Source organism: Sphingomonas sp. FARSPH, from assembly GCF_003355005.1.
Taxonomy (GTDB): Bacteria; Pseudomonadota; Alphaproteobacteria; order Sphingomonadales; family Sphingomonadaceae; genus Sphingomonas.
Genome location: NZ_CP029985.1, coordinates 2,224,702 through 2,244,739, shown reverse-complemented (window position 1 = coordinate 2,244,739; position 20,038 = coordinate 2,224,702). Strand labels below are relative to the sequence as shown.

The 20,038-nt window shown below is 68.3% G+C and carries 23 protein-coding genes and 1 tRNA gene; 16 read left to right on the top strand and 8 right to left on the bottom strand.

Going from position 1 to position 20,038, the window contains the following annotated elements:
• The first annotated feature begins 243 nt into the window (after nt 1–243).
• The 3 genes from rpsA (at nt 244) to DM480_RS10680 (ending at nt 2,513) form a co-directional block, all read left to right on the top strand.
• Nucleotides 244–1,953: a 30S ribosomal protein S1 gene (gene rpsA, locus DM480_RS10690; RefSeq protein ID WP_115378908.1), complete on the top strand. Its 1,710-nt coding sequence runs from the start codon at nt 244–246 to the stop codon at nt 1,951–1,953.
• A gap of 131 nt (nt 1,954–2,084) precedes the next feature.
• Complete coding sequence (locus DM480_RS10685; RefSeq protein WP_115381169.1) at nt 2,085–2,363, top strand: integration host factor subunit beta; 279 nt, start codon at nt 2,085–2,087, stop codon at nt 2,361–2,363.
• Nucleotides 2,364–2,428: 65 nt separating this feature from the next.
• A tRNA-Leu gene (locus tag DM480_RS10680) sits at nt 2,429–2,513 on the top strand.
• Nucleotides 2,514–2,562: 49 nt separating this feature from the next.
• On the opposite strand, the gene DM480_RS10675 is transcribed toward DM480_RS10680, so the two are convergent.
• Nucleotides 2,563–2,757, bottom strand: coding sequence for a hypothetical protein (locus DM480_RS10675; RefSeq protein ID WP_115378905.1), 195 nt, complete (start codon nt 2,755–2,757; stop codon nt 2,563–2,565).
• Between the two features lie 227 nt (nt 2,758–2,984).
• Between DM480_RS10675 and DM480_RS10670 the strand changes: the two genes are divergently transcribed.
• From DM480_RS10670 to DM480_RS10655, 4 genes are all read left to right on the top strand, one after another.
• On the top strand, nt 2,985–4,418 hold the full coding sequence (locus DM480_RS10670; protein ID WP_310596199.1) for an ABC transporter substrate-binding protein: 1,434 nt from the start codon (nt 2,985–2,987) through the stop codon (nt 4,416–4,418).
• A 6-nt stretch (nt 4,419–4,424) separates the two neighbouring features.
• Nucleotides 4,425–4,850 (top strand): DUF4112 domain-containing protein, encoded by a 426-nt coding sequence (locus DM480_RS10665; protein WP_198665799.1) that lies wholly within the window; start codon nt 4,425–4,427, stop codon nt 4,848–4,850.
• 120 nt (nt 4,851–4,970) lie between these two features.
• Entirely contained in the window at nt 4,971–5,873 is a 903-nt protein-coding gene (locus tag DM480_RS10660) for a hydrogen peroxide-inducible genes activator (RefSeq protein WP_115378901.1), read from the top strand.
• 47 nt (nt 5,874–5,920) lie between these two features.
• Entirely contained in the window at nt 5,921–6,541 is a 621-nt protein-coding gene (locus DM480_RS10655) for a fasciclin domain-containing protein (RefSeq protein ID WP_115378899.1), read from the top strand.
• Nucleotides 6,542–6,554: 13 nt separating this feature from the next.
• Here DM480_RS10655 and DM480_RS10650 read toward each other — a convergent pair whose 3' ends face one another.
• Genes DM480_RS10650 through pgsA form a run of 3 tightly spaced genes read right to left on the bottom strand, consistent with a single transcriptional unit; the run spans nt 6,555 to nt 7,834 of the window.
• Nucleotides 6,555–7,007: a molybdenum cofactor biosynthesis protein MoaE gene (locus DM480_RS10650; RefSeq protein WP_115378897.1), complete on the bottom strand. Its 453-nt coding sequence runs from the start codon at nt 7,005–7,007 to the stop codon at nt 6,555–6,557.
• Nucleotides 7,004–7,261 (bottom strand): molybdopterin converting factor subunit 1, encoded by a 258-nt coding sequence (gene moaD, locus DM480_RS10645; RefSeq protein ID WP_115378895.1) that lies wholly within the window; start codon nt 7,259–7,261, stop codon nt 7,004–7,006. Before moaD ends, DM480_RS10650 begins: the two co-directional genes overlap by 4 nt.
• Before the next feature lie 6 nt (nt 7,262–7,267).
• A complete protein-coding gene (gene pgsA, locus DM480_RS10640; protein WP_115378893.1) occupies nt 7,268–7,834 on the bottom strand; it encodes a CDP-diacylglycerol--glycerol-3-phosphate 3-phosphatidyltransferase in 567 nt (188 codons plus the stop codon).
• Between the two features lie 186 nt (nt 7,835–8,020).
• Here pgsA and DM480_RS10635 point away from each other — a divergent pair, with 186 nt between their 5' ends.
• Nucleotides 8,021–9,310 (top strand): MFS transporter, encoded by a 1,290-nt coding sequence (locus DM480_RS10635; RefSeq protein ID WP_115378891.1) that lies wholly within the window; start codon nt 8,021–8,023, stop codon nt 9,308–9,310.
• A gap of 50 nt (nt 9,311–9,360) precedes the next feature.
• Here the strand turns inward: DM480_RS10635 and DM480_RS18260 are convergent, their stop codons facing one another.
• Nucleotides 9,361–9,531 (bottom strand): hypothetical protein, encoded by a 171-nt coding sequence (locus tag DM480_RS18260; protein WP_198665798.1) that lies wholly within the window; start codon nt 9,529–9,531, stop codon nt 9,361–9,363.
• A 99-nt stretch (nt 9,532–9,630) separates the two neighbouring features.
• Between DM480_RS18260 and DM480_RS10630 the strand changes: the two genes are divergently transcribed.
• Nucleotides 9,631–10,113: a GreA/GreB family elongation factor gene (locus DM480_RS10630; RefSeq protein WP_115378889.1), complete on the top strand. Its 483-nt coding sequence runs from the start codon at nt 9,631–9,633 to the stop codon at nt 10,111–10,113.
• A gap of 220 nt (nt 10,114–10,333) precedes the next feature.
• Nucleotides 10,334–10,567: a hypothetical protein gene (locus DM480_RS10625; protein ID WP_115378887.1), complete on the top strand. Its 234-nt coding sequence runs from the start codon at nt 10,334–10,336 to the stop codon at nt 10,565–10,567.
• On the opposite strand, the gene DM480_RS10620 is transcribed toward DM480_RS10625, so the two are convergent.
• Nucleotides 10,522–11,871, bottom strand: coding sequence for an ATP-binding protein (locus tag DM480_RS10620; protein WP_115378885.1), 1,350 nt, complete (start codon nt 11,869–11,871; stop codon nt 10,522–10,524). The two genes, DM480_RS10625 and DM480_RS10620, sit on opposite strands and share 46 nt — an antisense overlap.
• Before the next feature lie 13 nt (nt 11,872–11,884).
• Complete coding sequence (locus tag DM480_RS10615) at nt 11,885–12,607, bottom strand: response regulator (protein ID WP_115378883.1); 723 nt, start codon at nt 12,605–12,607, stop codon at nt 11,885–11,887.
• 140 nt (nt 12,608–12,747) lie between these two features.
• On the opposite strand from DM480_RS10615, the gene DM480_RS10610 reads away from it, so the two are divergent.
• On the top strand, nt 12,748–13,500 hold the full coding sequence (locus DM480_RS10610) for an EF-hand domain-containing protein (protein ID WP_232833962.1): 753 nt from the start codon (nt 12,748–12,750) through the stop codon (nt 13,498–13,500).
• Between the two features lie 67 nt (nt 13,501–13,567).
• Here DM480_RS10610 and DM480_RS10605 read toward each other — a convergent pair whose 3' ends face one another.
• Complete coding sequence (locus tag DM480_RS10605; protein ID WP_115378879.1) at nt 13,568–14,896, bottom strand: MFS transporter; 1,329 nt, start codon at nt 14,894–14,896, stop codon at nt 13,568–13,570.
• 170 nt (nt 14,897–15,066) lie between these two features.
• Between DM480_RS10605 and cyoA the strand changes: the two genes are divergently transcribed.
• Genes cyoA through DM480_RS10580 form a run of 5 tightly spaced genes read left to right on the top strand, consistent with a single transcriptional unit; the run spans nt 15,067 to nt 19,991 of the window.
• On the top strand, nt 15,067–16,242 hold the full coding sequence (gene cyoA, locus DM480_RS10600) for a ubiquinol oxidase subunit II (RefSeq protein ID WP_115378877.1): 1,176 nt from the start codon (nt 15,067–15,069) through the stop codon (nt 16,240–16,242).
• Between the two features lie 10 nt (nt 16,243–16,252).
• Nucleotides 16,253–18,253, top strand: a complete 2,001-nt coding sequence (gene cyoB, locus DM480_RS10595) for a cytochrome o ubiquinol oxidase subunit I (RefSeq protein ID WP_115378875.1) — start codon at nt 16,253–16,255, stop codon at nt 18,251–18,253.
• A gap of 6 nt (nt 18,254–18,259) precedes the next feature.
• The gene (cyoC, locus tag DM480_RS10590) at nt 18,260–18,889 is read left to right on the top strand and encodes a cytochrome o ubiquinol oxidase subunit III (protein WP_115378873.1); all 630 of its coding nucleotides are present in this window, start codon (nt 18,260–18,262) and stop codon (nt 18,887–18,889) included.
• A complete protein-coding gene (gene cyoD / locus DM480_RS10585) occupies nt 18,886–19,290 on the top strand; it encodes a cytochrome o ubiquinol oxidase subunit IV (protein ID WP_115378871.1) in 405 nt (134 codons plus the stop codon). The genes cyoC and cyoD overlap by 4 nt, the downstream gene beginning before the upstream one ends.
• A 14-nt stretch (nt 19,291–19,304) precedes the next feature.
• Nucleotides 19,305–19,991, top strand: a complete 687-nt coding sequence (locus DM480_RS10580; protein ID WP_115378869.1) for an SURF1 family protein — start codon at nt 19,305–19,307, stop codon at nt 19,989–19,991.
• Nucleotides 19,992–20,038 lie beyond the last annotated feature (47 nt).

Here is a 20,038-nt window from a genome sequence, read left to right as displayed (position 1 = left end):
AACTTGTCCCGCCCGCCCCTTTCGTGTATTGCGCCGCGGTCCGCCGGACCTGGGGTTCGCGGCATGGCGTGGCGCGCAGGGATTCCTTCGCGCCTTTTCGCATATCCGCGATTGCCCGCCTGTCGCGACCACCGGGTCGATGGATGCCGCGACCGGCATGGGGTCGCCGCGGCGTTTTCAGCCAAGACCAGCGGAGCCAACCGCTTGGCCGGAAACAGATAAACCTGAGGAACCTCTAACCCTATGGCTACCCAGCCCCAACCTACCCGCGACGATTTCGCCGCGATGCTCGATGACATGTTCGGCGGCGCCGACAGCTTCGAGGGTCGCGTGGTGCACGGCACCGTCACCGCGATCGAAAACGACATGGCCGTCATCGACGTCGGTCTGAAGTCCGAAGGCCGCGTGCCGCTGCGCGAGTTCGCCGCGCCGGGCCAGAAGGCCGAGCTGAAGGTCGGCGACGAAGTCGAAGTCTATGTCGACCGCGTCGAGAACATGCATGGCGAAGCGATGCTGTCGCGCGACCGCGCGCGCCGCGAGGCCGCATGGGACAAGCTCGAGCTCGAATTCAGCCAGGGCAACCGCGTCGAAGGCGTGATCTTCGGCCGCGTCAAGGGCGGCTTCACCGTCGACCTGTCGGGCGCCGTCGCGTTCCTGCCGGGCAGCCAGGTCGACATCCGCCCCGTGCGCGACGTCACCCCGCTGATGGACATCCCGCAGCCGTTCCAGATCCTGAAGATGGACCGCAAGCGCGGCAACATCGTCGTCAGCCGCCGCGCCGTTCTGGAAGAGACCCGCGCCGAGCAGCGTTCGGGCCTGATCCAGTCGCTGCACGAGGGCCAGATCATCGAGGGCGTCGTCAAGAACATCACCGATTACGGTGCGTTCGTCGACCTGGGCGGCATAGACGGCCTGCTGCACGTCACCGACCTCAGCTACAAGCGCGTCAATCATCCGTCCGAGATGATCAACATCGGCGACACGGTGCGCGTCCAGATCATCCGCATCAACAAGGACACGCAGCGCATCAGCCTCGGCATGAAGCAGCTCGAGAGCGATCCGTGGGACGGCGCATCCGCCAAGTATCCGGTCGGCGCGAAGCTGTCGGGCCGCGTCACGAACATCACCGAATATGGTGCCTTCGTCGAGCTGGAAGCCGGCATCGAGGGCTTGGTCCACGTGTCCGAAATGTCCTGGACCAAGAAGAACGTCCATCCGGGCAAGATCGTATCGACCAGCCAGGAAGTCGATGTCGTCGTGCTCGAGGTCGACGAGGACAAGCGTCGCATCAGCCTGGGCCTCAAGCAGGCGCAGAACAATCCGTGGGAAGCGTTCGCCGCCGCCCATCCGGTGGGTTCGACCGTCGAGGGCGAAGTCAAGAACGCGACCGAGTTCGGCCTGTTCATCGGCCTGGACAACGACGTCGACGGCATGGTCCACATGTCGGACATCGCCTGGGGCGTGTCGGGTGAGGACGCGCTGGCGCTGCACCGCAAGGGCGAGACCGTCCAGGCAGTCGTGCTCGACATCGATCCCGAGAAGGAGCGCATCAGCCTCGGCATGAAGCAGCTCGAGCGCGGCGGCCCCGTCGCGGCGGGCGCGGGCGATCGCCTGGGCAAGAACCAGGTCGTCACCGTCACCGTTCTCGAAGTCCGCGATGCGGGCCTCGAAGTGCAGGCGGGCGACGATGGCGCGACCGGCTTCATCAAGCGCACCGACCTCGGCCGCGACCGCGACGAGCAGCGTCCGGAGCGTTTCCAGGTCGGCCAGAAGTTCGATGCGATGGTGACCGGCTTCGACCGGTCGAAGAAGCCGACCTTCTCGGTCAAGGCGATGCAGATCGCCGAAGAGAAGCAGGCGGTCGCCCAGTATGGCTCGTCCGATTCGGGCGCGACGCTCGGCAACATCCTCGGCGAGGCGCTCAAGGCGCGCGGCGAGGCCGACAAGAAGTAACATAGGTTGGGGCCGGGACGCGAAACGTCCCGGCCTCGCTCTTTTTTTGTCGGATGAAATCCGATTCGGACCTATGCGTGACGCATGTTGATGCGTATCAATCGCTCAACCAAGTCCGCGGGAAGCCTGCCATGATCCGTTCCGAACTCATCCAGAACCTGGCCAGCCAGAACCCGGAGCTGACCACGCAGGATATCGAGACGATCGTCACAACCTTTTTCGACGAGATCACGCGCCGCCTCGCGGCGGATGGCCGTGTCGAACTGCGTGGCTTCGGCGCCTTTTCCACCCGCGCGCGCGACGCGCGTCAGGGTCGCAACCCGCGCACCGGCGAAATGGTCGCCGTCGATGCCAAGCGGGTGCCGTATTTCAAGCCCGGCAAGGAAATGCGCGCGCGACTCAACGTCTGACGCGCAAGCGCCGGGCATCGCGACGGGTTGACGCCCGCGCCAAGCTGCGCTTCGGCATCCGGCGTGCGGACGTGGCGGAATCGGTAGACGCTGCCGACTTAAAATCGGTTTCCTTCGGGAGTGCGGGTTCGAGTCCCGCCGCCCGCACCAGCCAGCTTCGCAACGATCGACGACGCGGCGGCTGCCCGCCACGCCGCACTCAGTGAAGATGCGATGGCGATCGATCGTCCGATGCCGCCGCGCACCCCCGGATCATCTTTTCCCATTCGGCCTCGCGCACCGCGCGCCGCTGCCGATGCTGCGCGCGGATGCGGCGTTCGACCGTACGACGCCAGACGAACAGGGCCGCGGCGATCACCATCAGCAGCAGGAAAATCCCCGTCTCGATCAACACGCCCTCCTTTGGACCGAGCCGGCCGTAAATTTACTTCGAAATGAAAGTTTCGGTCAACCATACCGCCCGTCCCGCTTCGGTACGGCGACGGTCCCGGTCGCGTTTGCCCGCGTGAGGCGATACAGCGTCGATCGGATCGCAAGCGGGCAGGATGGAAAGGATCGGGCGACACGATGATAGGACGCAACGCCCCCTCGCCGCATCGTCAGCCCCACATGATATGGCGGTTGGCGCCGCCTGCCCTGCTCGTCCTCGCACTTGCAGCGTGCAACCAGCGCCCCGACACCGGCGCCGTCGTGGTCAGCGCGATCGGGGCGCCGCCCCGCGCCGCCGATCCCGCGCGCAAATCGCTCGACACGCCCGCGCGGTTGCTGATGGACGCGACCGCGGAAGGCCTGGTGCGGTTCGACGCATCCGGTCAGATCGAACCGGGCCTCGCCGAACGCTGGATCGTGATCGACGACGGGATGAGCTACATCTTCCGGCTGCGCAATGCGCAATGGAGCGATGGCAGCGGCGTGACCGCGGATCAGGTCGTCGCGCTGCTCCGTCACCAGTTGCATCCCGGTTCACGCAATCCGCTTGCCCCCTTCCTCACCGCGGTCGACGAAATCGTCGTGATGACACCGCAGGTGATCGAGGTGCGGCTGCGCCGTCCACGCCCCGACCTGCTCAAACTGTTCGCGCAACCCGAACTCGCGCTCTGGCGCCCACGTAGCGGCGGTGCGGGGCCGCTGCGCATCGTCCGCGCGACCGCCAGCCCGCTGCTGCGCCCCGCGCTCGACCCCGGTCGCGCCGATCCCGACGACCAGCGCCAGTCCCGGCCGGAGGACGACGTGCGCCTGATCGGGGAACGCGCCGCGCGCGCGATCGTGCGCTTCGCCGCGCACGAATCGGATCTGGTCAGCGGCGGCACCTTCGCCGACTGGCCGCTCGTCGCGATCGGCGGCGTCGCGCCCGCCAATATCCGCATCGATCCTGCCGCGGGGCTGTTCGGCCTCGCCATCGAGCGGCGCGCGGGCTTCCTGGCCGATCCCGCGAACCGCGCCGCGCTCGCCGGCGCGATCGATCGCACGGCGCTGACCGGCGCGGTGATGGCCGGGTGGGAGCCGATCGAGCGCGTGCTGCCCGACCAGCTCGATTCGGCCGCCCCCCCGGCCGTGCCAGGCTGGTCGCTGCTCACCCCTGACCAGCGGCGCGACGCCCTGCGCGGCCGCGTCGCCGCCTTTTCCGGCGGGCCGGTGACCATGACCGTCGCGCTGCCTCGCGGCCCCGGCGGGACGCTCGTCTACGCGCAGGTCGCGGCAACGCTGTTGTCGGCCGGGATCACCGCGCGCCGGGTCGATGCGGATGCGTCCGCCGACCTTCGCCTGATCGACATCGTCGCGCCCTACGACAGCGCGCGCTGGTACCTCGCGCAGGCATGCCGGCCGTGCAGCGCGGACGCCGCCGCCGCGATCGCCGCCGCACGCGACGCGCCGACGCTGGCGGACCGGTCTCGGCTGATCGCGGCGGCGGACGTCGCCCTGACCGGCGATGCCGCCTTCATCCCGCTCGCCCGTCCCTTGCGCTGGTCGCTCGTCGCGATCCGGCTGCGCCAGTGGCAGGCGAATGCGCGCGCGTGGCACCCGTTGAACCGGCTGCGCGCCGACACCAATTAAGGCGGCATGACTGACCGCGTTCGCCCGATCGACGCCCGTGCTATTCTCAACGCCATGCCCGTCGGCCGCGACGCCGCATCCGTGCGCCGGCGGATCGAGGCGATGGAGCGCCTGCTAGAGGGGTTGTTCGTCATCCCCGGCACCAACCGGCGCGTCGGCCTCGACGTGCTGCTCGATCTGGTCCCCGTCGTCGGCACGACGATCGCGGCGGCGATCGGATCGTATCTGGTGTGGGAAGCGCGCAACCTCGGCATGTCGAAGCTGCAGATGGCGCGCATGTTCGGCAACGTCGGCATCGACTGGGCGCTGGGCATGATCCCCTGGGTCGGCGCGGTGCCGGATTTCTTCTTCCGATCGAACACGCGCAACCTGAAGATCATCCGGCGCCACCTCGACCGGCATTTCCCCGGCACGGTGACGCTGCAGGGCTGATCGCTCGCGCGCGCATACCCCCCGGCGCGCGCGCACTGGCATTGCCCGGCGGTGGCGGCTATCCGCCCCGTTATCGACACAAACGTGATCGACCGAGGCGATCATCGATAAAGGCGACCCATGGCCGCGACCTACCTGCCGACGCTCAAACAGCTGCAATATCTGGTGGCGCTGAAGGACAACGGCCATTTCGGCCGCGCCGCCGAGGCATGCTTCGTCACGCAGTCGACGCTGTCGGCGGGCCTGCGCGAGCTGGAGACGCTGATCGGCGTCGTGCTGGTCGAGCGGACGCGGCGCGTCGTGCGCTTCACCCCGCTCGGCGACCGGATCGCGGACAAGGCGCGCCGCGTGCTGCGCGAGGCGGAGGAGCTGGGCGACATCGCGCGCGCCGCCGGCCGGCCGCTGTCGGGCGACATGCGGATGAGCGTCATCCCAACGATCGCGCCGTTCATGCTGCCGCGCATTCTGCCGCGGCTGCGCGCCGATTACCCCGACCTCAAGCTGTTCCTGCGCGAGGAGCCGAGCGGCGCGGCGTGCGAGGGGCTGCACAACGGACGCACCGATTGCGTCCTCCTCGCCTTGCCCTTCGCCTGCGGCGAGGTCGCGTCGCAGACCTTGTTCGACGACCGGCTCTACGTCGCCTATCAGGCGGGCGACATGCCGAGCGATCCGCCGTCGATCCCGGCATCCGCGATCGACGAGAACCGGCTGCTGCTGCTCGAGGACGGGCATTGCCTGAAGGATCACGCGCTCGCCGCCTGCAACCGACCCGAACTGCGCGCCGAAGCGACGATGCTCGGCACCTCGCTCCACACCATCGTGCAGATGGTCGACAATGGTCTCGGCATGACGATGCTGCCCGAAATGGCGATCAAGGCAGGCATCCTCGAGCATACCGGCATCGTCGCGCGGCCGCTGGCGGCCGAAAATGCGGTCCGCCGCATCGCACTGGTCTGGCGCCGCGCCTCACCGCGCGAGCGCGATTTCCAGCTGCTCGCCGAAACGCTCGCGCAGGTCCAGTAATGCCGCTTTCCCGCAACTCCACGCGCCGTTCGGGCGTAGCCCCCGTCATGCATCCCTCGTTCCGCCACTATCTGCCGCGCCGCAGCGCCGCGATCCTGCTGCTTGCCGCGCTGCCCGGCTGCGTGCCCCCCGCCACGATCGCGCCGGGCGTCGCGCCGCCGCCGGTCACGGCGACGACGGGTCCGGTCGCGGTCGATCCCGCCGCGATCGGCCCGGATGCGACGATCGCGCAATCGGTCGCGGCGACGCCCGGTTTCTCGACGCTGGCGGCCGAACTGCGCGCGAGCGGCCTGGCGCCGACGCTGGCGGCGCAGGGTCCCTATACGGTGTTCGCGCCCAGCGACGCCGCCTATGCGCGGCTGGCACCCGGCGTCGCGCGCGACCTGCTCGCCCCCGACAATCGCCCGACGCTGGCGCTGCTGCTGCGCAACCATGTCGTCCCGGGCGAGATCGACGTCGCCACGCTGGCGCAGCGGATCGCCGCGGGCGGCGGGCGGACGACGCTGATGACGCTGGCGGGGCAGCCGATCGTGGCGACGCTGACCGACGGCGTCGTCACGCTGACCAGCAGCAGCGGCGAAAAGGCCTATGTCGAGGCGGGCGACCTGCGCCAGGCGAACGGCCTGCTCCACGTCGTCAATGGCGTGCTGACGCCGACGCTGCCTTGACGATGGCGGGCGGCTATTCCCATCGCGCCGCCGCGGCATCGTCGGCGGCGCGCGCCTCGACCCAGCGGGCGACGCCGTCGCGCATTTCGCGCTTCCAGAAGGGCGCGTCGGTCTTCAGCCGGTCGATCAGATAGGCGCACGCTGCCAGCGCGGCGGCGCGATGCGGCGCCGCGGCGGCGACGAAGACGATGCGCTCCCCCGGCGCCATCGGCCCGACGCGGTGGACGATCGTTGCCGCCCCCAGTTGCCAGCGGTCCAGCGACTGCTCGGCAAGCCGGGTCAGCGCCGCCTCGGTCGCGCCGGGATAATGTTCCAGTTCCAGTGTGCCGACCGCCCCCGTCGCATCGGCATCGCGCCGAACCAGGCCGGTGAAGGTCGCGACCGCGCCGGCGCCCGCCGCCGCCTCGATGCGGCCCATCTCCGCGACGAGGTCGATCGGGTCGCGGGACACGAGGACGCGGATCATCCGCCGGTCACCGGCGGGAACAGCGCGATCTCGCGCGCGCCCGCGATCGGCGCGTCGAGGCCGACGAACATCTGGTCCACCGCCGCGCGCAACCGCCCGCGATCGGCCAGCGCTGCGGCCGCGGCGGGATCGCGCGCGGCCAGCCAGTCGACGAGGTCGGCAATGCTCGCCACGGACGCTGGCGGCGACACGCGCTCCGCCGCGCGGCCCATCGCCTCGCGCACCCAGGCGAAATAGAGGATGTCGACCGCCATGCGCGCTCAGTCCATGTGCTTCAGGCCGACGCGCAGGTAATCCCAGCCCGTCACCAGCGTCAGCGCGGCCGCGCTCCACAGGCAGCCGAGCCCGACCGTTTTGATCCACGCCTGCGCCGGCAACGCGCCGGCGAGGATCAGCGCGCCGAACGCGACGAGTTGCAGCGTCGTCTTCCACTTGGCGAGCTTCGACACGGGCAGCGACACCTGCAGCCCCGCCAGGAATTCGCGCAGGCCCGACACCGCAATCTCGCGCAGCAGGATGACGAGCGCGGCGATCAGGTGGACGCCGGTGATCAGCGCGGCATCGTCATGGCGCGTGCCGACCAGCATCAGGATGACCGCCGCGACCATGATCTTGTCCGCGATCGGATCGAGGAAGATGCCCAGCTTCGACACCGCCCCCTTCGCCCGGGCGAGATAGCCGTCGAAATAATCGGTGATGCCCATCAGGCAGTAGAGCGCGAAGGCGATCGCGAACCCCGCCTCCCACCGCGGCCACCACAGGAACGCGACGAGCAGCGGCACCGCGACGATCCGCGACAGGGTCAACAGGTTGGGCAGCGTCAGCATGGCTCTTCCTATCGCCGCTCGCGGGCGGGCGGAACCCATCGCGCGGGGGTGCCGAGGTAAAACTTGCGATTGAGCCCGCCCGCCCCGCCGCGCGCTGCATTGCCCGAAACGCTAAGTCGTTGGCGATGCTCGCCGGCTCGGCTATGCCGATGACACGTCCGTCACCATCCGGGGTCTGCGTCCGTCATGTTGAATGCCTTGGGGTTGCTGAAGCAACGCCGCTTCCTGCCCCTGTTCACCACGCAGTTCCTCGGCGCGTTCAACGACAATCTGTTCAAGACGTCGATGGTGCTGTTTGCGACCTACGCGATCTTCGACGATCCGCGGATGGAGGCGAATTTCAACGCGCTGGCGACGGGCATCGCGATCCTGCCCTTCTTCCTCTTCTCCGCGCTGGCGGGGCAGTTGGCGGACAGCCACGACAAGGCGCGCATCATCCGCATCGTGAAGACTGCGGAAATCTTCATCATGCTGCTGGGCGCGGCGGGTCTGCTCGTCGCGCGGGCGGGGCTGCCGACGCTGGGCATCGGCCTGATGCTGGGGGCGGTGCTGTTCCTGGGCGTCCATTCCACATTCTTCGGGCCGATCAAATACGCGATCCTGCCGCAGCACCTGCCGCCGCACGACGTGCTGGGCGGGACCGGGCTGGTCGAGGCGGGGACGTATCTGGCGATCCTGCTCGGCACCGTCGTCGCCGGCTGGATCCCGATCGAGGGCGCAGCGATCGCGGTACTCGGCGTCGCGGCGGTCGGCTGGATCACCGCGCGCCAGGTGCCGCCCGCGCCGCGCGAAGGGCCGAAACTCGCGATCAACTACAATCCCTTCACCTCGTCATGGCGGCTGATCCGCGCGACGCTGCACATCCCGCGCCTGTTCCTGTCGATCTGCGCGATCAGTTTCTTCTGGACGATCGGCGCGGTGCTGATCGTCATCTTCCCGCCGCTGGTGAAGAACGTGCTGACCGCGGACGAACGTGTGGCGAGCGGCGCGATCGCGGTCTTCTCGGTCGGGGTCGCGATCGGATCGGTCGTCATCAACACGATGCTGCGCGGCCGGATCAGCGCGCGTTATTCCCCGGTGTCGGTGATCGCGATGGGCGCGTTCGTCATCCTCTTCTCGTTCCTGTGCCACGGCTGGACGCCGGCGCCGGACGGCACATTGTACCATTGGGGCGCGTTCGTCGCGCAGCCGCGCGCGGTCGCGATCATGCTGTGCCTGCTCGCCATCGCGACGACTGGGGGCATGTTCGTCGTGCCGCTCTACGCGTTCCTGACCACGACGGTGGAAAAGGACCAGACGGCGCGCACCGTCGCGGCGAACAACGTCGTCAATTCGGGCGCGATGACGCTGGGGTCGGCAGCGGTGATGGGTCTGAGCGCGGCGGGGGTGCAACCGCTGGAGATGCTGTTCCTGGTCGCCGCCATGTGCCTCGTCGCGGCGTGGCTGGCGCAGAAGCTGCACCGCGCCTGCGACTGAGGCCGACACCGCGTCGAAACGCGCCCTGCCGCGCGTTTCCTAGAACCCCGTCAGAAGATCAGCGTGTAGAAACAGATGAAAAAGGCCGCGAAGCTGAGGCAGAACAGCTTCCAGTCCTGATCGTCACCCTGCGGGCGCGCGATGCGCGTCACGGACGGTGGCAGATTCCGCCGGAAAGGATGGCGGGCGGCTTCGTTGGTGAGGACGAGGCGTCTGGTCATGGCGAAGGCGTTAACGCGCCGTTTACGATTTGGACCAGCGGTAAAGGTGGTTAAGTCCGCGCCGTCCCACGCCGGGACAGCGCGGCGGAGAGGATGGACATGAGCGTAGCCTTCCGTCGCGAGAGCGACGACGAGCCTCTGGAACCCAGGTTCGAAATCCCCCTGCCCCCCGGCCCCAACCGGGTGACGCGCGCAGGTGTGGCGCTCATCGCCGCGCGGATCGCCGAACTGGAGGAAAGGCTCGCCGCCATCGCCGCGGACGACGAGGCGGCGGTGCAGGCGACGCGGCGCGACCTGCGCTACTGGCAGACGCGGCGTGCAACCGCGGAGCCGACCTTCGCGCCCGAAGACGGCACCGTGGGCTTTGGCACCTATGTCGATGTCGCGATGGGCGGGCGGACGCGGCGGCTGGCGATCGTCGGCGATGACGAGGCAGACCCGCACGCCGATCGCATCGCCTTTTCGGCACCGCTCGCCCGCGCGCTGGCGGGGGCGGAGCCGGGCGACGTACTGCCCTTCAACGGTCGTGAAGGCGCGATTCGCGTACTGGCGGTGGCACCGATCGACGATCCGGCGGCCTGACCGGGCTGCAAGGACCACGAGGTCCTCACAGCCCGGAAGGGCCGGGCACCGGGGAGCGCCCAGACCTGTCGATGATGTCGAACGGGAGAGAACCACACCGACACCCCCCCGCTAGCGCGGCGATGTGTCCCGGATATTTCCGCGCACGGGACGGCGGGACATTCGCGTGCAAGGCACCGGGCGCAGAAACGGCGCCTTCGAAGGAGGTGCTTTTCTCGCCATGGCCTCGACCACGCCGTCCTGCAGCCGCAGCCGCCATCGGCCCGGTCGCACGCAATGGGAGGCGGGCGGCATCGCCCGCGCCCGCTGCCGCAGCTGCGGGCTCAACCTGATGCGCTTGGCGCTCAGCCGCCGCTGGATCATCGCCGACGAACTCGGCGCGCAGGGCCCCGCGCCCGCGCGTCCCGATCAGACCGGCAGCCACACGCTGGCGAGCGCGCCGCCGTCGGGGTGATTCGCCATCGTCGCATCGCCGCCGTGCGCGCGCGCGATGCCACGCACGCTCGCCAGCCCCAGCCCGATCCCGCCCGTGTCGCGGTTGCGCGAGCGTTCGCCGCGAAAGAAGGGTTCGAACACGCGGTCGAGGTCGTCGGGGTCGATCCCCGGCCCATGATCGCGCACGTCGATACGCGCGTGATCGCCCTCGCGCGTCAGCGTCACCGCGGCATCCCCCGCATATTTTAGCGCGTTGCCGACGAGATTGCCGATGATCGCCTTGATCCCGGTCGCATCGCCGGTCACCACCAGCGGGTCGCCGTCCGCCAGCGTCACCGCCGCACCGCGATCGGCGAGATCGTCGACGATGCTTTCGGTCAGCGAACGCAGGTCGAGCGCGCGGCGTTCGACCGTCTGCGTCGCATCGCGGAAAAAGGCCAGACCCGCGGCGATCATCGCCTGCATGTCGTGGATGTCCGCCTCGCTCGCCGCGCGGATCGATTCGGGTGCCTGTTCCAGCCTGAGCGACAGGCGCATCAGCGGCGTGCGCAGGTCGTGCGCGATCGCCGCGATCATCGTCGTGCGATCCTCGACGTAGCGGTTGAGCCGCGTCTGCATCCGGTTGAACGCCATCGCCGCCTCGGCAATCTCGGTCGGGCCGTCCAGCGGCACGGGCGCGGCGCGCGGGTCGCGTCCCAGTCGCTCCGCGGCGGCGGCGAACAGGCGCACCGGCGCGGTCGATCGCCGCGCCAACACCCAGGCGAAGGGCGCGACCGCGACCAGCGCAGCGAACAGCCACAACAACGCGCGCCACCGCCAGCTTTCGAGGCCGGTGCGCGCCGCACGCGCGATGATCCAGTCGCCATCGGGCTCGCGCACCGCGACGGTGAAGCCGCCGAACAGTATTTGCGCGCGCGCGTCGGGACGCGGATGGCGACGCGCGCTCAGCTCCGGCCCGATCGGACGGAGGAACGCGGGCGGGCCGCCGAAATGGACGCGCACGCGCTGGATCGGCACGCCCAGCTGCGCGGCGAGGGCCTGTTCGAGGTGCAGCGTGCGCGGGCCCCGCCCCGCCGGCGCATCATCCTCACGATCGAGCACGATCTCGCCGCTGGCGTCGCGCCCGTGGCGCAGCGCGCTCGCCACCTGCGCGACGGAAAAGATATGCGGCGTCGGCGGCGTGACGAAGACGACCAGCGCCAGGTTCACCAGCTGCACGCTCGCCACGCTGGCGAGCATGACGAGGAATATCCGCCAGAACAGCGACAGGCCAATCCGCCGCAGCACGGGGATCGGCGCGGGCTCCTCCCCCGCCCCGCTCATGCGCGCACGGCGCTCATACCCGCGCGACGGCGGGGACGAACAGATAGCCTTCGTTGCGGATCGTGCGGATCATCTCGTCGCCGCCGCAGCGCAGCTTGCGGCGCAGGCGGCTGATCTGCACGTCGATCGCACGGTCGAACGCGTCGGAATTGGGGCCGCGCGCCGCCTCCAGCAGTATTTCGCGCGACAATACACGACGCGGCCGCTCGACGAAGGCGCGCAACAGTGCGAATTCACCGTCGGTCAGGCCGACGAGCACGTTCTGGGGATCGAAGAGTTCGTGCGCGACGAGGTCCATCATCCAGCCATCGAAGCCCAGGCAGACGCGGTCCCCCGCCGTCGCCTGGCGCCGCATGCGCAGCGCCGCGCGCACCGTCGCCAGCACCTCGCGCGCGCTGCACGGCTTGGGCAGGTAATGCGTCGCGCCCATTTCCAGCCCGACGATGCGATCGCGCTCCTCGCCGAGCGCGCTGAGGAAGATGACCGCGGGCCCGTCGTCGCGCGCGATCCGGCGGCATGCGGCGATGCCGTCCTCGCCCGGCATCATCACGTCAAGCAGGATCGCATCGACCCGCTCGCGTTCCAGCACCGCGTCCATCTCGCGCGTGTTCGCCGCCGCCTGCACCCGGTATCCACGCGCGCCGAGGCTCTGCGTCAGCAGGGTGCGGATCTCGCGATCATCGTCGACGACGAGGATCGATGCGGGCTGGTCGGAAATCTGGGTCTGCATGGTCATCGCCCCATGGTCTTGCCAAGCGATTGTTGCGGGGAAATCTCTGTATGGCCACCCTATCATCGCCGCGACGAATCCGGCCGACATTTCGCCGCAACATCGCAATGGTTGGGCTATCGTCGGCTTTTCATCGGGGAGTTTCCATGCGCCGTCTCGCTCGAATCGCGTTAGCCCTGCCGCTGCTGGCAATCGTCACCGCCGCGTCCGGCGCCGCGGCGGAAGGGTCGCGCCGCATCTTCATCAGCCCGATGGGCGAGCCGTTCCGCGGTACGGAGGCGGCGCCCGACCCCGAACGGACGTGGTTCGACGGAGCCGACACCAATCACGACGGTGCGCTGTCCTTCGCCGAATTCAACGCCGACGCCACCCGTTTCTTCAAGATCCTCGACCGCAAGAACGACGGCGAGATCGATCCCGACGACATCGATTATTACGAGAACGTCCTCGCCCCCGAAGTCCGATCGGGCAATGCGGGGGGCAGCGGCATCATCGCGCGGCGCCAGGACGGCGAAGGCGGCGCGGACGTGCAGGGCACGCGCGGGGTACTCTACGATCCCAGCAAGCTCGGCGCGGCGCGCTTCAGCTATTTCGACCTGCCCGAACCGGTGACGCCCGCGGACCGCAACTTCAATCGCGGCGTCGACCCGATGGAATTCGCCCGCGCCGCGCGCCAGCGGTTCGATGCGCTCGACACCAATCACGACGGCAAGCTGATGTGGGACGAACTGCCCCACGTCCGCGTCCGGGCAGAGGTGCGCGGCGGCGGTAATAGCGGCGGGGAACGCAAGGGCGGCCGGCGGCGCGGCGGTTATGGCGGGATGTCGGGCGGCGGCAGCCGGACCCCGATGGGTGGCGGCATGATGGGCGGGGGCATGATGCCGGGCGGCAATCCCTGACCGCCCGCCCATGATTTTCTGGCCGATCGGAGGCGATCGATGCGCGATCGCCTCCGTATGGATCGGCTCAGTCGAGCCGGCGCGCCAGTTCCTTGTTGAGGCCGAGCGCGATCAGCGTGCCGAGCGCGCCCGACAGCAGATAGCCGCCCGCCGCGATCAGTCCGAAACTGCTGGCGAGCAATAGTGCGGCAAGCGGCGCGAAGCCAGCGCCGAACAGCCACGCGAGGTCGCTGGTCAGCGCCGCGCCAGTATAGCGTGCGCGCTTCGGGAAATTGCTCGTCACCGCGCCCGACGACTGGCCGAACGACAGGCCGAGCAGGATGAAGCCGGCGATCATGAACACCAGCTCGCCCGCCGTGCCGCCGCGCAGCAGTTGCGGCGCGAAGCCGCTGAACACCGCGATGCCGACGGCGGTATAGCCGAGCAGCGAGCGCCGGCCGATCCGGTCCGCCAGCAGGCCCGACGCGACGAGCGCGCCCAGGCCAAACACCGCGCCGACGATCTCGATGCCCAGGAACCAGGCGATGTTGACGTTGGTGTAGAGGAAAATCCACGACAGCGGGAACACCGTGACCATGTGGAACAGCGCGAAGCTCGCCAGCGGGGCGAAGGCGCCGATGATGATGTTGCGCCACTGCGCCTTGATCGTCGGCAGCACCGGCGACGGCGTCAGTTCGCGACTGTGGAACAGCTCGGTATATTCCGGCGTCACGACGATGCGCAGCCGCGCAAACAGCGCGACGACGTTGAGCGCGAAGGCGACGAAGAACGGATAGCGCCAGCCCCACGACAGGAAGTCGACCGGCTCCATGTTCGACAGGAAGAAGGCGAACAACCCGCTCGCCACGATCAGGCCGAGCGGCGCGCCGATCTGCGGCACCATCGCATACCAGCCGCGCTTGTTCTCGGGCGCGTTGAGCGCGAGCAGCGAGGCAAGCCCGTCCCAGGCGCCGCCGAGCGCGAGGCCCTGGCCGATGCGGAACAGCGCGAGCAGCACTCCCGAGGCGCTGCCGACCTCGGCATAGCCGGGCAGGAAGGCGAGCGACACGGTCGACGTGCCGAGCAGCAGCAGCGCGATCGTCAGCTTGGTGCCGCGCCCGTGCTGGCGGTCCACCCACATGAAGATCTGCGTGCCGATCGGCCGCACGATCCACGCGAGCGGAAACAGCGCGAACGACCAGAGCGTGCCGCTCAGCCGGTCGAGATAGGGGAAGACCACCTGCGGAAAGACGAGCACCGAGGCGATCGCGTAGACGAAGAAATCGAAGAATTCCGACGTCCGGCCGATGATCACGCCGATCGCGATCTCGCCGGGACGGACCTGATGCTCGCCCTGCGTGTTGACGGCACGCGCGTCGCGTTCGAGCGGGGCGGAATGGGCGGAAGCAACGGCCATGTATCACTATCCTGTCTTCGCGAAGAGGTCGCCCGACCTCCCCGTCACAACGCGCCGGACCCTAACATGGTCCCGATGCAAGCGTCCCCCCTTAACGCTGCATGCTGCACCGCGGGATAGGACAAAATGTCCTATTTTGCGGTGCAGCGCGCAGGCCTAGGCGCACGGCCATGCGACCATCCCCGCTTTTCTCCCCGCATCCCTCCTCTCCGGTCAAACGGCTGCGCGCGCTCGCTGCCGCGGTGGCCGCGCCCGCCCTACTCGGCGGGTGCGATTGGGTGGTGATGAACCCGTCCGGCGACGTCGCCCGGCAACAGGCCGATCTGGTGCTGTGGTCGACGGGGCTGATGCTGCTCATCATCGTGCCCGTCATCGTGCTGACGCTGGTCTTCGCGTGGAAATACCGCGCGAGCAACGAGACGGCGGACTATGCGCCCGACTGGGATCATTCGACGGGGCTCGAACTCGTCATCTGGTCGGCGCCGCTGCTGATCGTCATCGCGCTCGGCGCGCTCACCTGGATCAGCACGCACACGCTCGATCCCTATCGCCCGCTCTCGCGGATCGCGCCGGGCCGGCCGCTGGCGAAGTCGGCGAAGCCACTGGAGATCCAGGTCGTCTCGCTCGACTGGAAATGGCTGTTCATCTATCCCGAACAGGGGATCGCGACGGTCAACGAACTCGTCCTGCCGCAGGACCGGCAGGTGCGCTTCCGCCTGACCTCGTCGTCGGTGATGAACGCCTTCTACGTCCCCGCGATGGCCGGCATGGTCTATACGATGCCGGGCATGGAGACGAAGCTGCACGCGGTGATGAACCGCCCCGGCCGGTTCGAGGGACAGTCCGCCAATTACAGTGGCGCAGGCTTCTCCTACATGCACTTCCCCGTCGACAGCGTCGACGATGCAGGCTTCGCGCGCTGGGTGTCGGAAGCGAAGACGTCGGGCCGTACGCTCGACCCGGCGACTTACATGCAGCTCGAAAAGCCGAGTGAACGCGTGCCTTCGATGCGCTTCGCCGCGGTGACGCCGCAGCTGTTCGACCGCGCGGTCGGCATGTGCGTCCAGCCGGGTCTATCGTGCATGCAGGACACGATGACGAAGGACATGCAGGCCGGCGGCGGCCACGGCGCCGTCGTCAACGACACGCCCGACCAGCGCGGCAGCGAGGCGAAGGGTGCGCTCCTGAAGGCGCCGGAGGAAAAGGGCGACAGCCCTCACCGCAATGCCCCACGCCAACAGGCGCCCGGCACCAACGATCGCGGTTCCGAAGCGAACCGCTCCATGACCTCGGCCGATCCGTTGCCGCAGCCGTTCGCCGGCCGCGCCGCGATCGCCCGTTCGTAGGACGACGACGATGTCCGATACCCTGCTCAAGACCATCTTCGGGCGCCTGACGCTCGACAGCTTCCCGATCCACGAGCCGATCCTGGTTGCGACCTTCATCATGGTCGCGATCGGCGGCGCCGCGGTGCTCGGCGCGCTCACCTATTTCAAGGTGTGGGGCTATCTGTGGAAGGAGTGGTTCACGTCGGTCGACCACAAGAAGATCGGCATCATGTACATGGTGCTCGGCATCGTCATGCTGCTGCGCGGCTTTGCCGACGCGCTGATGATGCGCGCGCAGCAGGCGATGGCGTTCGGCCCGAACGAGGGCTTCCTGCCCGCGCACCATTACGACCAAGTGTTCACCGCGCACGGCGTCATCATGATCTTCTTCGTCGCGATGCCGTTCGTCACCGGCCTGATGAACTATGTCGTGCCGCTGCAGATCGGCGCGCGCGACGTCAGCTTCCCCTTCCTCAACAACTTCAGCTTCTGGATGACCGTCGCGGGCGCGATGATCGTCATGGCCAGCCTGTTCGTCGGCGAGTTCGCGCGCACCGGCTGGCTGGCGATGGCGCCGCTGTCGGGGCTCGACTACAGCCCCGACGTCGGCGTCGATTATTACGTCTGGGCGTTGCAGATCGCGGGCGTCGGCACGTTGCTGTCGGGCGTCAACCTGCTGACGACGATCATCAAGATGCGCGCACCGGGCATGAGCCTGATGAAGATGCCGATCTTCACCTGGTCGGCGCTGGCGACCAACACGCTGATCGTCGCCGCCTTCCCGATCCTGACCGCGGTGCTCGCGCTCCTCAGCCTCGATCGCTATCTCGGCACGCACTTCTTCACCAACACCATGGGCGGCAACCCCATGATGTACGTGAACATGATCTGGATCTGGGGCCACCCGGAAGTGTACATCCTGATCCTGCCGATCTTCGGCGTGTTCAGCGAAGTGACCGCGGCCTTCTGCGGCAAGCGCCTGTTCGGCTATACGTCGATGGTCTACGCGCTGCTGGTCATCACCATCCTCGCCTACCTCGTCTGGCTGCACCACTTCTTCACCATGGGGTCGGGGGCGAGCGTCAACTCGTTCTTCGGCATCACCACGATGATCATCTCCATCCCGACGGGGGCCAAGATCTTCAACTGGCTTTTCACCATGTACAAGGGGCGCATCCGCTTCGAACTGCCGATGATGTGGACGGTCGCGTTCATGATCACCTTCGTCATCGGTGGCATGACCGGCGTGCTGCTCGCGGTACCGCCCGCGGATTTCGTGCTGCACAATTCGCTGTTCCTGATCGCCCACTTCCACAACGTGATCATCGGCGGCGTCATCTTCGGCACGTTCGCGGCGATCAACTACTGGTTCCCCAAGGCCTTCGGCTACAAGCTGGACCGGTTCTGGGGCACGATCAGCTTCTGGTGCTGGACGATCGGCTTCTACGTCGCTTTCATGCCGCTCTACGTGCTCGGCCTGATGGGCGTGACGCGTCGCCTGCGCCACTTCGACGATCCGTCGTTGCAGATCTGGTTCATCATCGCGGCGATCGGCGCGGCGATCATCGCGGCGGGCATCGGCGCCTTCCTCGTCCAGCTTTACGTCAGCTTCCGCAAGCGGCACGAGCTGGCCGACACGACGGGGGACCCGTGGAACGCGCGCAGCCTGGAATGGGCGACCTCGTCGCCGCCGCCGGCGTACAACTTCGCGTTCACGCCCGTCGTCCATGATCTCGACGCCTGGTACGACATGAGGAGCCGCAACGCCGCGCGTCCGACCACCGGCTTCCGCCCGATCCACATGCCCAGCAACACCGGCTCGGGCGTGATCCTGGCGGGCCTGTCGATGGTCTTCGGCCTCGCGATGATCTGGTACATCTGGTGGCTGGCGGCGCTGAGCTTCGTCGCCATCCTCGCGGTCGCGATCGGCCACACCTTCATCTACGACCGCGATTACTACATTCCCGCCGAAGAGGTGACCGCGACGGAAGACGCGCGCACCACGGCCCTGGCCATCGCGGGAGCCTGAGGACCCATGAGCACAGCCACCATCCCCCCCGGCGCCGAGGCGCCGATCTTCTACGAGCTCGACGAACACGAGCACGCGGCCGGCGGCAGCACGATGCTGGGCTTCTGGCTCTATCTGATGAGCGACTGCCTCATCTTCGCGATGCTGTTCGCGGCCTATGGCGTCTACGGCGGCAATTACGCCGGCGGGCCGCAGCCACACGAGATTTTCGAACTGCCGCTCGTCGCGCTCAACACATCGATGCTGCTGCTCTCGTCGATCACCTACGGTTTTGCCATGCTGGCGATGAACCAGGGCAAGGCGCGCGCGGTGCAGGGCTGGCTGGCGGTGACCGGCCTGTTCGGCGCGGCGTTCGTCGGTATCGAACTCTACGAATTCGCCAACCTGATCCACGAAGGCGCGACGCCGCAGCGCAGCGCCTTCCTGTCGTCCTTCTTCACCCTGGTGTCGACGCACGGCCTCCACGTCACCTTCGGGCTGATCTGGCTGGTGACGCTGATGGTGCAGGTCGGGCGCAAGGGCCTGATCCCCGCCAACCAGCGCCGGCTGCAGTGCCTGTCGCTGTTCTGGCACTTCCTCGACGTCATCTGGATCGGCGTCTTCACCTTCGTCTATCTGCTGGGAGTGCTGCGATGAGCGCCGGTAACCATGCGCACGGCCATGACCACGGCGATCACGGGCACGGCGATCACGCGCACGGCCACGACGGCGCGCCGCACGGGTCGATGCGCGATTATGTGATCGGCTTCGTCCTGTCGGTGATCCTCACCGCCATCCCCTTCGCCTTGGTGATGACCAACGCCTTCGCCGACCACCGCGTCACGGCGGGTCTCTGCATGGCGTTCGCGCTGGTGCAGATCATCGTCCACATGATCTACTTCCTGCACATGAACACCCGGTCGGAAAATGGCTGGACGCTGATGGCGCTGCTGTTCACCGTCGTCATCGTCGCCATCTGCCTGTCGGGGTCGCTGTGGGTCATGTATCACATGAACCTCAACATGATGCCGGGCAGCGGCGCGATGGCGGGCATGTAGGCGCGCGCGGGGCGATGGCTTCCCGTTCGCCCCGCCGCCTGGCCGCCACGGCAATCGTGGCGGCCGCCGTCGTGCTGCTGATCGGCCTTGGCATCTGGCAGGTCGAGCGGCTGCAGTGGAAGCGCGCGCTGATCGCGCAGACCGAGCGGCAACTCCGCCTGCCCCCCGTCCCCGTCCCCGGTCCCGATCGCTGGGCGACGATCGGCAAGGCCGACGCCTATCGCCCGATCGTCGCGCGCGGCACCTATCGCCCCGGCCGCGACACCTATGTCCAGGCGGTGACCGAGTTCGGCGGCGGCTTCTGGGTCGTCACTCCGCTCGATACCGACGCGGGCTTCACCCTGCTCGTCAACCGCGGCTTCTTGCCGGCGACGCTACGCGGCCGCACGCCGCCGCCCGTTGGGCCGCAGCGCATCACCGGCCTGCTCCGCCTCACCGAGCCGCGCGGCGCCTTCCTGCGCCACAACGATCCTGCCGCGGACCGCTGGTATTCGCGCGACGTCACCGCGATCGCCACTGCGCGCGGGCTCGCCCGCACCGCCCCCTATTTCATCGACGCGCGCGAACCGACCAGCGGCTGGCCGCGCGGCGGGCTCACCGTGGTGCGCTTCCCCAACAACCACCTCGTCTACGCCATCACCTGGTTCGGCCTCGCCGCGCTCGTCGCCTTCATGGCTTGGCGCGCGCGGCGGCGCAGCTAGCGCGGTCCTCGTCACCCTGTGACAGGCCGACGGTAACGGAGGCGTAT

Coding starts and splice junctions, on each gene's coding strand:
- DM480_RS10685 (WP_115381169.1), top strand. CDS start 2,085: ATGATCCGTTCCGAACTCATCCAGAACCTGGCCAGCCAGAACCCGGAG.
- DM480_RS10580 (WP_115378869.1), top strand. CDS start 19,305: ATGGCTTCCCGTTCGCCCCGCCGCCTGGCCGCCACGGCAATCGTGGCG.
- DM480_RS10610 (WP_232833962.1), top strand. CDS start 12,748: ATGCGCCGTCTCGCTCGAATCGCGTTAGCCCTGCCGCTGCTGGCAATC.
- cyoA (WP_115378877.1), top strand. CDS start 15,067: ATGCGACCATCCCCGCTTTTCTCCCCGCATCCCTCCTCTCCGGTCAAA.
- DM480_RS10660 (WP_115378901.1), top strand. CDS start 4,971: ATGGCCGCGACCTACCTGCCGACGCTCAAACAGCTGCAATATCTGGTG.
- DM480_RS10615 (WP_115378883.1), bottom strand. CDS start 12,607: ATGACCATGCAGACCCAGATTTCCGACCAGCCCGCATCGATCCTCGTC.
- DM480_RS10630 (WP_115378889.1), top strand. CDS start 9,631: ATGAGCGTAGCCTTCCGTCGCGAGAGCGACGACGAGCCTCTGGAACCC.
- cyoB (WP_115378875.1), top strand. CDS start 16,253: ATGTCCGATACCCTGCTCAAGACCATCTTCGGGCGCCTGACGCTCGAC.
- DM480_RS10605 (WP_115378879.1), bottom strand. CDS start 14,896: ATGGCCGTTGCTTCCGCCCATTCCGCCCCGCTCGAACGCGACGCGCGT.
- DM480_RS10665 (WP_198665799.1), top strand. CDS start 4,425: ATGACTGACCGCGTTCGCCCGATCGACGCCCGTGCTATTCTCAACGCC.
- DM480_RS10635 (WP_115378891.1), top strand. CDS start 8,021: ATGTTGAATGCCTTGGGGTTGCTGAAGCAACGCCGCTTCCTGCCCCTG.
- rpsA (WP_115378908.1), top strand. CDS start 244: ATGGCTACCCAGCCCCAACCTACCCGCGACGATTTCGCCGCGATGCTC.
- DM480_RS18260 (WP_198665798.1), bottom strand. CDS start 9,531: ATGACCAGACGCCTCGTCCTCACCAACGAAGCCGCCCGCCATCCTTTC.
- moaD (WP_115378895.1), bottom strand. CDS start 7,261: ATGGCGGTCGACATCCTCTATTTCGCCTGGGTGCGCGAGGCGATGGGC.
- DM480_RS10650 (WP_115378897.1), bottom strand. CDS start 7,007: ATGATCCGCGTCCTCGTGTCCCGCGACCCGATCGACCTCGTCGCGGAG.
- cyoC (WP_115378873.1), top strand. CDS start 18,260: ATGAGCACAGCCACCATCCCCCCCGGCGCCGAGGCGCCGATCTTCTAC.
- DM480_RS10625 (WP_115378887.1), top strand. CDS start 10,334: ATGGCCTCGACCACGCCGTCCTGCAGCCGCAGCCGCCATCGGCCCGGT.
- DM480_RS10655 (WP_115378899.1), top strand. CDS start 5,921: ATGCATCCCTCGTTCCGCCACTATCTGCCGCGCCGCAGCGCCGCGATC.
- DM480_RS10620 (WP_115378885.1), bottom strand. CDS start 11,871: ATGAGCGGGGCGGGGGAGGAGCCCGCGCCGATCCCCGTGCTGCGGCGG.
- pgsA (WP_115378893.1), bottom strand. CDS start 7,834: ATGCTGACGCTGCCCAACCTGTTGACCCTGTCGCGGATCGTCGCGGTG.
- cyoD (WP_115378871.1), top strand. CDS start 18,886: ATGAGCGCCGGTAACCATGCGCACGGCCATGACCACGGCGATCACGGG.